Source organism: Holdemanella sp. DFI.5.55, from assembly GCF_020593575.1.
GTDB lineage: Bacteria > Bacillota_I > Bacilli_A > Erysipelotrichales > Erysipelotrichaceae > Holdemanella > Holdemanella hominis.
In genome coordinates, this window is sequence record NZ_JAJDMK010000086.1 from 1 (window position 1) to 8,322 (window position 8,322).

Sequence of the window (8,322 nt, forward strand, 5' to 3'; positions counted from 1 at the left end):
ACAGTGGTTCCTCTGAATTATTTTAGTATAAAGACACTAGTAATCCATTGGAGAGGGTGAACTAGTGTCTTTTACATTTTTCTATAATAATCAATGCGATTTTTAGCAATTCTACTAAAGCCAATATACTCATGGCAACATCAATGTACAGATAAATATACATAAAACACGTCCTCCTACATAATCGGAATCATCGAGAACTCAAGAAATCATCCTTTTAATTCAGAGGGTTCACCGTTACTACATCCAGTAGCCAATTCCAATTATAAAGAGCCAATGTGAAAACATTATTAACTCCAAGCATTTTGTTGCGAATGATGCTATCTTGTCTAAATCGCATTATTTTCATCGAATTAGATAGATTTATCTTGACTTTTAAATAAAAAAGAATCAGCATTTTATTCATACTGATTCCTATATATAAGTTATCTTAATTCTTCCATTGTCGGATAACTTGCAATGGCTCCTTCTTTTGTTACTGAAATAGAGCAAAATTTATTAGATAAATCTAAATACGTTTTTAATTGTTCTTCTGTTAAAATATTTATTTGTTCTAAATCCACATTTTCTTTTGCCATTTGATACAACAAACAACCAATAAAACCATCTCCTGCACCTGTTGTATCTACTGCATTCACTTTAATTCCTTTTGAGTTTGCAACCACATTTTTTGTGTATGCTACGGCTCCATCTTTTCCTGAAGTAAAAACTAACAATTTGACACCTTGATCAAATATATAATCTAGATTTTCTTCAATATCTTTGTTTCCAAAAATAAATTCAACTTCTTCATCACTAATTTTCAAAATATCTGCATACTGAATATATTCATGTATTACATTTTTTAAATATTCATGATCATCAAATAATGGCAATCTCACATTAGGATCAAATGAAACAATCAATCCATTTTCTTTGGCATATTTAATTGCCTTATTATGTGCCTTTCGCATTGGAAAATTTCCTAATGAAACAGAGCAGAAATGTAAAGCATATGCATCCATAAACCAATTTTTATCAACATCATCTTCAGACATCAACATATCAGCACCCATATTTCTATAGAAAGAAAATTCTCGATTGGCATTTTCATCTAATGCAACAAATGCAAGTGAAGTATTTGCAGCATTCGTACGCTTCACATAGTCTGTATTTATTCCAAATCCTATTAATTCATTAACAATCTTATCTCCAAATGGATCTTTACCAAGCATCGTGATTATATTGCTTGAACCACCTAATTTTGTATAGGCCCCACAGACATTTAGAGGTGCTCCTCCAACTTTAGGTGTAAAATTATTCACATCCATAATACGACCTGTATTTGATGGAATCATGTCAATCAACGCTTCCCCAATAGCTAATAACTTTTTCATTCTATTTTAAAACCTTTCATTTTATATGTTTCAATCTCATTAATGCCTTCAAAACGAACAAACAGATCCTTTTCATTATCATAAAAACGGCTCGTCATTGTATATTCTCCATCACTTATAAAAATTTCCATAACAGATTCATCAATAAAGATTGAAACTCTTTTTACATCAATATCTTTTATATATCGCTTTGTTCGACCACAATCACATTGAGATAAGTCTAAACAAATTTCAGTGTTTTTATATGACAGAACCACATTATTTAATGCAATCACAAAATCGCTTTCTACATTAAACTCAATATTACACGATTTGGGTAAACTAATGTTTGTATTAAACACCTTTTTATCACAACGTAAACTTAAGATTTCATGAATAGGATATTGAATCATTTTACCATCTGTAAATTTTAATTTCCTAGGCATTGATAATGTTTGATTCCAATCATCATAAAAATCAATATAGTCATTATCTGGCATTCCAATCCAACCAATCATAACATTTGATTTTGTGCCATAAAGTGTTTGTGGTGCATAAAAATCAAACCCATAATCTAAAGTCTGATAGTCAACTAAATTATTTTGATTAATTTTATAATATCCACATGCGTATCTATTTTGAAATTGTTTATTATTTTCGAGTAAACCCTGTGGACTACAAACAATATAGGAAATATCATTATCACATAAATAATCTGGACATTCGATCATATATCCCACAGTGTCTTTTGGCGTATACCTTTTTAAATAAGTCCATACATTTAAATCGTTGCTAACATATTCTAAAACACAGCTCGTATTATCTAGCAGGCGAGCCCCTAAGACCAAATGATATTGTCCTTCCTTTACAAATATCTTTGGATCTCGCACATGATTTGAGCAATCGTTTGGATAATCTTCATTATATAAAAGACATACTTTGTTCGTAAAGTGAATACCGTCCTTACTTTCTACACGCATTAAATTTTGTTCTCTACCTGACGTAATATAATCATGATTTCCTTCATGTTTAACATTGCCCGTATAAAATAAATACAGAACATCATCTTTTACTATAGCACTACCAGAATATGCTCCATTTTTATCATAGATACTATCTGGAAGTATTGCCAATTCATGTTGCTTATATGTAATAAAATCTTTTGTTGAATAATGCCCCCAAGCTTTATTAACATGCCCCAATAAACTTTCTTCATCCGCTTGATAAAAAATATGATACTCACCTTTAAAATGAACCAAACCATTAGGATCATTTAACCATCCCTTTTTCGGCATTAAATGATAGTTTAATTTGTTAATCTTCATATGACGCCATTACTTTCTTAATGAAATCAGACATTAAATTCCATGCTTCACAAGATTCTTTTGGCATATATTCATTAAAGCATTCATGCGTAAAACCATGACGGCAATTTTTAAACTCGTAATATTCTACATCTCCTCCAGCTTCTCTCATTTTATCTGCATATGCCTTCTCTTCATTCTTTAATGCATCATATTCAGCACTGATAACTAAAGTTTTAGGCAAATCATGCAAATCTGCCAATAAAGGAGATGCCAAAATATCATCTAATTCATCAAAGCTATTGTAGTACCAATTAATGTATTGTAACATTCTATTTTCCGAAATAGCCTTTGAAGGATCTGCAACTTTTCTTAATTCCGTATCTACTTCTTGACGTAATGGCGGATAATCTAAGATAGCGCCTTTTATCTTAATTTTTTGTCTTTCACGATCCATCAATGTTAAACAAGAAGAAATGTAACCACCAGCACTATGTCCCATGACCATTACATGATCTGAATCCAATTTTAGTTCATCCGCTCTTTTTAATAATTCTACAATCGCTTCGTAACTTGAATATAAAGGCTTGGGAAACTTAAATTCAGGTGCTAATGCATAATCCACATTAATAATGGCACATCCAGTAAGATCAGCTAACAAACGACAATATTTTCCATCTTGTTCATAGTATCCTAATACGTTTCCACCACCATGGAAATTAAAAATTGGTTTTAAGTAAGATTTCTGATTCCATTCTAAAGGACGATAAATAGACATATCGATATAACCAGCATCTTCAGTTCGAACACATACTTTTTCAAAAATCCCATTTAATTTTTCATCCACAATTAAATCTGTAAATTTAATTTCCTTACCCATACGATACTCAAATATTGTATAATCTTCTTTTCTCATCATATTTATACTTACCTCCCATTCTTTTCATCCAATAATCAGCCATATTTACCCACATATTCAAATGTAAATCGATATCCGCATCATCCATATGTGTCAATTGATTTTCTAGTGCCTTACCATGTTCTCCATGACCAAACAAATGATATTCAACTGGAACATTGCACTCTAATAGTTTTGATACAAAACGAGTTGAGTTTCTTGAATCCACCACTGGATCATCAATCGAATGCCAAATAAACATTGGCACACTGTTTTCTGAAATATAATTATATAAATCAACCTTAGATAGCTGTTCTTCGCTAGGACTATTTGTTTGGTACAATACATAGTTCATGGTTTCTTGTACTTTTTCCACACCTTCTAATTTGTGTGAAGAAGTAAACTCTATACTATTAGGTGTTAAAAAAGGATATCCTAATACAATTCCTTTTACTTTCAATTCATCCTTTTCTGGAAGAAAGCTCAACTGATTTGTAATAGATGGATCATCCCATCTTACACCACAAGAAGCACATACATGCCCTCCAGCAGAGAATCCCATTAGATAAATTTGATTCGTATCAATATTCCATTCTTCAGAATTTTGTTTGATTATGTGTAAAGTTTCAAACATTTCTACAACCTGTAAAGGATATTTAGAATTCTTTAATATTCCTCTTTCTGGATGTTCACGATCCGAACCAACTGAATATTTTAAAACAAAAGTCTGATAACCCATTTGCATAAACTGAAGTGCAATTGGTTCCGATTCTTTAGTAGCATGAATCGCATATGCCCCACCAGGTGCAATGATTATTGCAGGACGTTTTCTGTATTCCTTAAAGTTAATTTCTGAATCCATAATATAGGTTTCAAAATAAGCTTCACTCGGTAAATCTATCTTTATATTTTTCATAGTGACCTCCATTTTTAAATACTCTAAAAAGGGGCAAATTATACCCCTTGAAGATTATGCTTGAATATCTTTTTCGTTTTTATCAAATCCAAAAAAATAAACGAATACAGCAGTTGCAACAAATGCAATAACACAAGCAATAATTCCATTTACAACATTTGCCTGTGATTTACCTAAAAAGCATAGTGCCGCAAAAACATTTGAAGATGGTACTAATGTTGCATCAATAACACCAGTAATTCCTGCATATGCACCGCCTAAGAAGCCTCCTGCTAACAAGCCAATGAATGGTCTTTTATATTTTGTACAAATACCATAAATAGTTGGTTCTGAAGTTCCTGCAACAATTGCTGTAATACCATATGACAATGCTAAAGCCTTTTGTTCTTTATTTTTTAAGCGGAAGAAAGCACCAATACCTACACCCATGATTGAAAAACTTGAAACTGTTAGACCTACTGCGGCAAAACCATCAAATCCTTTAGTGGCAAACACTTGGAATAGTGCAGTAATTAATACCATGTGCATACCTGTCATAACTAATACTGGATATAAAGCTGCAATTAATCCAATACCAATAAATCCAGCTACCCCTTCTAATGAGAATAATGCACCAACAACATATTGACCAATAAATGCTCCTGCTGGACCAAAAACACACAATGAGATTGGTAACATGGCCGCAATAGTAAATGCAGGTGAGAATACAGAGCGAATTGCTCCTGGAATGACATGATCAAAGAAACGAGCTACATATGACATAATCCAGTTTGTCAAAATAATAGGTACAATTGAACTTGCATAAGCTTGAACATTACATGGAATACCATAAACAGTAAATGGTTTTCCAACCAATCCAACAAATGTTGGATGAATCATAATAGCACCCATTAAAACGCCTAATACTGGATTTAAATTAAATTTTTTTGCACTAGTATAACCAACAATTACTGGGAAGAAGTAGAATGCAGCATCTCCTACAAATGTTAATAATGTATATAAATCATTACCCTCTTGAAGTACATTTAATAAATCTGGTCCAAGAATAGCCACTAACATTTTAAAGAATGCAGAGGCGACGATTGCCGGAATTGCAGGACCCATACATCCTGAAATCACATCTAGAATTCCATTTCCAATGGATTTAAAAGTGATTTTTTCTTTCTTTGTAGGCACTGAATCTCTATCTGTATTTTCAAAATTTGCCAAATCACAAATTTCAGTATAAACATCCTTAACTTCAGGACCAACAACAACTTGTACTTGTCCTCCAGCCCTTACTACACCTAAAACACCTTTGATTGCTTCTAGCTTTTCATCTACAGCTACACTTTCATCTTTTAAATTAAAACGCAAACGAGTCTGACAATGTAATACTTTTGATACATTATCTTTTCCTCCAACTTGTTCTAATACACTTTTCGCTATTTCTCTAGCCTTATCTTTTTTCATCTCTCTATTTTCCTTTCATTCTAAAATAAAAACCTTTACGCAATAAGCACTCTTAAAAAATGCTCTATTGTATAAAGGTTATGCCGATTCATTCGTAACACCCTCGTGTGAACACAATCTATTTACATGAAGAATCAAATATAACAATTCTTCATCTCCAATATTCCAATTAAATTTGTTAAAAATCATTTCTTTAATACCCAACACACATTGATATGTCTTAGGATATTCATTCTTTAGTAATTCAAACAATTTTTTGTTTGTACTACTAATCTCTGTATATTCACTCTTTCTTCTAAATAAATATTGCATATGAGAAGCAAATCTAGAATAATTGAAAGAACTTTTATCAATTGATATATGCATTTGTGCTTCAATCAAATGTACAATTTCTAATATAAATTCAGATTTAACAGACACATCACTTGTAGAAGATAAAATCTCTTCCGAATTTATGATATTCATCGCAATCGCATACATTTCTTCTTCAGGAAGTTCAATATTCAGTTTTTTCTTCATTAAATTCAACGTATACTTTGCAACCTTTACCTCAACAGGATATAAATCACGCAATTCATTTGATATTGGCGTATTGAAAATCATTCCTTTATTTAAACGAATAACCGCAAAATTCAAATGATCTGCAAGTGTATAAATGGCATTTTCTTTTAAAGAAACACTCAACATAGTCGTAGCCAAATCAATCACGTCAGCGGATAAAGCCAAAATATTTGAATCCACATTTTCAAATAAATGTAAGTATTCATTATCTACATTATAAAATGTTCGCTCTATCTTGCTTAAATCATCTAGTGTATATGGACATTTAGGAAAACCAATCCCAAGTCCAAGTGCAATTAATTCTCTTCCACTATTATCTTTACAGATAGCTGCATTGTTTCCTAACTTTTTAATTACTTCCATACTCTTGATCTCTCTATTTTTTATCTAATGACATTACAATCTCTTGATTAGCCAATACATCTGAACATTCATGAATATTTAAAGAATACTCACTTGAATTTGTGATAATCATTGGCATATCAATCTTATATCCCTTATTTTGAATAAGTTCAATATCCACTTCTAATAGTAAATCTCCCTGTTTGATTTTTCGACCAGCCTCTGAATGTAAAGTAAAACCCTCACCTTCCAAATTAACTGTATCCAAACCAAAATGAAGTAAAAGCTCAGCTCCATTATTAGTCTTTATCCCTAATGCATGTTTTGTTGGAAATACTGTTACTAACTCTCCATCACAAGGAGAATATACTTTACCATCACTCGAAATAAACGCAACACCAGGTCCCATCATTTCTGAAGCAAACACTTTATCTGGAACATCTTTTAAACAAATCATTTTACCATTAACGGGTGATACTAATTCAACTGATTTTGTCTTTTTCTTAAATCCGAACACTTTCTTGCTCCTCTCCAGGAAACAAAAAAAACTCTTTTTTCTGCTCCCAATATGTACACTACGTAGTAACTTACACAATCATTGGTCAAGCCTCAAAAGAGTCACTCTCATTGATTACAGATGAATTAAAACACAATTTATTTTAAATGTCAAACTTTTTTTGTAAACGATTTCACACCTACTTTATCTTACTCTCTTTAATTCTATTGCACAAACCTCAATAAATCGCTATAATACAAATACAGAAAGACTACTGGATACAGTGGTTCCTCTGAATTATTTTAGTGTAAAGACACTAGTTTAATCCTTTGGGCGGGTGAACTAGTGTCTTTTACATTTTTCTATAATCAATAATGTAATTTTTAGTAATTCAACTAAAGCCAAGATAGTCATGGCTACATCAATGTACAGATAAATATACATAAAACACGGCCTCCTGCAAAATCGGAATCTTTAAGAACTCAAGATATAATCCTTTTTATTCAGAGGGTTCACCGTTACTACATCCAGTAGCACTTTCTATTATAAAGGTTCAATGTGAAAGCAATATTAACTCCAAGCATTTTGTTCGAATTGTTTCTATCTTGTCTAAATCGGATTATTTTCATCAAATTAGATAGATTTATCTTGACTTTTAGAAACAAAAAAACCCTCAACTAAGAGGATTCTTCTTACTCAATACATGTTTTAACACTTCTTCCATCTTTTGAAAGTCAATTGGCTTCGTTATATAATCATTCATCTTTACATCAAATGCTTTTTTCTTATCTTCCTCAAACGCATTGGCAGACATAGCTATAATTGGCATATTGGCCTTTTCAGATTGTGAAAGATGTCGAATACAATCTGTTGCCTTATAACCATCCATATTTGGCATTTGAATATCCATTAAAATCAAATCGTATGTATTGGCTGGTTGATGGGGTAACCAATTTTAATTAGGGTCATTATTTTTGGGGTCTATTTTAGGGTCAATT

Annotated in this window: 7 protein-coding genes and 1 pseudogene; all 8 read right to left on the reverse strand. The window is 31.7% G+C overall.

Going from position 1 to position 8,322, the window contains the following annotated elements:
• Positions 1-425 precede the first annotated feature (425 nt).
• Positions 426-1,376 carry a carbohydrate kinase gene (locus LJE08_RS11975; RefSeq protein ID WP_227403343.1) on the reverse strand — a complete coding sequence of 317 codons (951 nt, stop codon included), beginning with the start codon at positions 1,374-1,376 and terminating at the stop codon, positions 426-428.
• Entirely contained in the window at positions 1,373-2,680 is a 1,308-nt protein-coding gene (locus LJE08_RS11980) for a glycoside hydrolase family 32 protein (protein WP_227403344.1), read from the reverse strand. Before LJE08_RS11980 ends, LJE08_RS11975 begins: the two co-directional genes overlap by 4 nt.
• A complete protein-coding gene (locus tag LJE08_RS11985) occupies positions 2,670-3,578 on the reverse strand; it encodes an alpha/beta hydrolase (RefSeq protein ID WP_227403345.1) in 909 nt (302 codons plus the stop codon). Before LJE08_RS11985 ends, LJE08_RS11980 begins: the two co-directional genes overlap by 11 nt.
• The gene (locus LJE08_RS11990) at positions 3,547-4,473 is read right to left on the reverse strand and encodes an alpha/beta hydrolase (protein ID WP_227403346.1); all 927 of its coding nucleotides are present in this window, start codon (positions 4,471-4,473) and stop codon (positions 3,547-3,549) included. Before LJE08_RS11990 ends, LJE08_RS11985 begins: the two co-directional genes overlap by 32 nt.
• 54 nt (positions 4,474-4,527) lie before the next feature.
• Positions 4,528-5,925: a PTS transporter subunit EIIC gene (locus tag LJE08_RS11995; protein ID WP_227403347.1), complete on the reverse strand. Its 1,398-nt coding sequence runs from the start codon at positions 5,923-5,925 to the stop codon at positions 4,528-4,530.
• Positions 5,926-6,003: 78 nt separating this feature from the next.
• Positions 6,004-6,849 carry a PRD domain-containing protein gene (locus tag LJE08_RS12000; RefSeq protein WP_227403348.1) on the reverse strand — a complete coding sequence of 282 codons (846 nt, stop codon included), beginning with the start codon at positions 6,847-6,849 and terminating at the stop codon, positions 6,004-6,006.
• A gap of 13 nt (positions 6,850-6,862) precedes the next feature.
• Positions 6,863-7,345 (reverse strand): PTS glucose transporter subunit IIA, encoded by a 483-nt coding sequence (locus tag LJE08_RS12005; protein ID WP_227403349.1) that lies wholly within the window; start codon positions 7,343-7,345, stop codon positions 6,863-6,865.
• A 652-nt stretch (positions 7,346-7,997) separates the two neighbouring features.
• Positions 7,998-8,246 (reverse strand): annotated as a pseudogene (locus LJE08_RS12010) (response regulator); the annotation flags it as partial.
• Positions 8,247-8,322 lie beyond the last annotated feature (76 nt).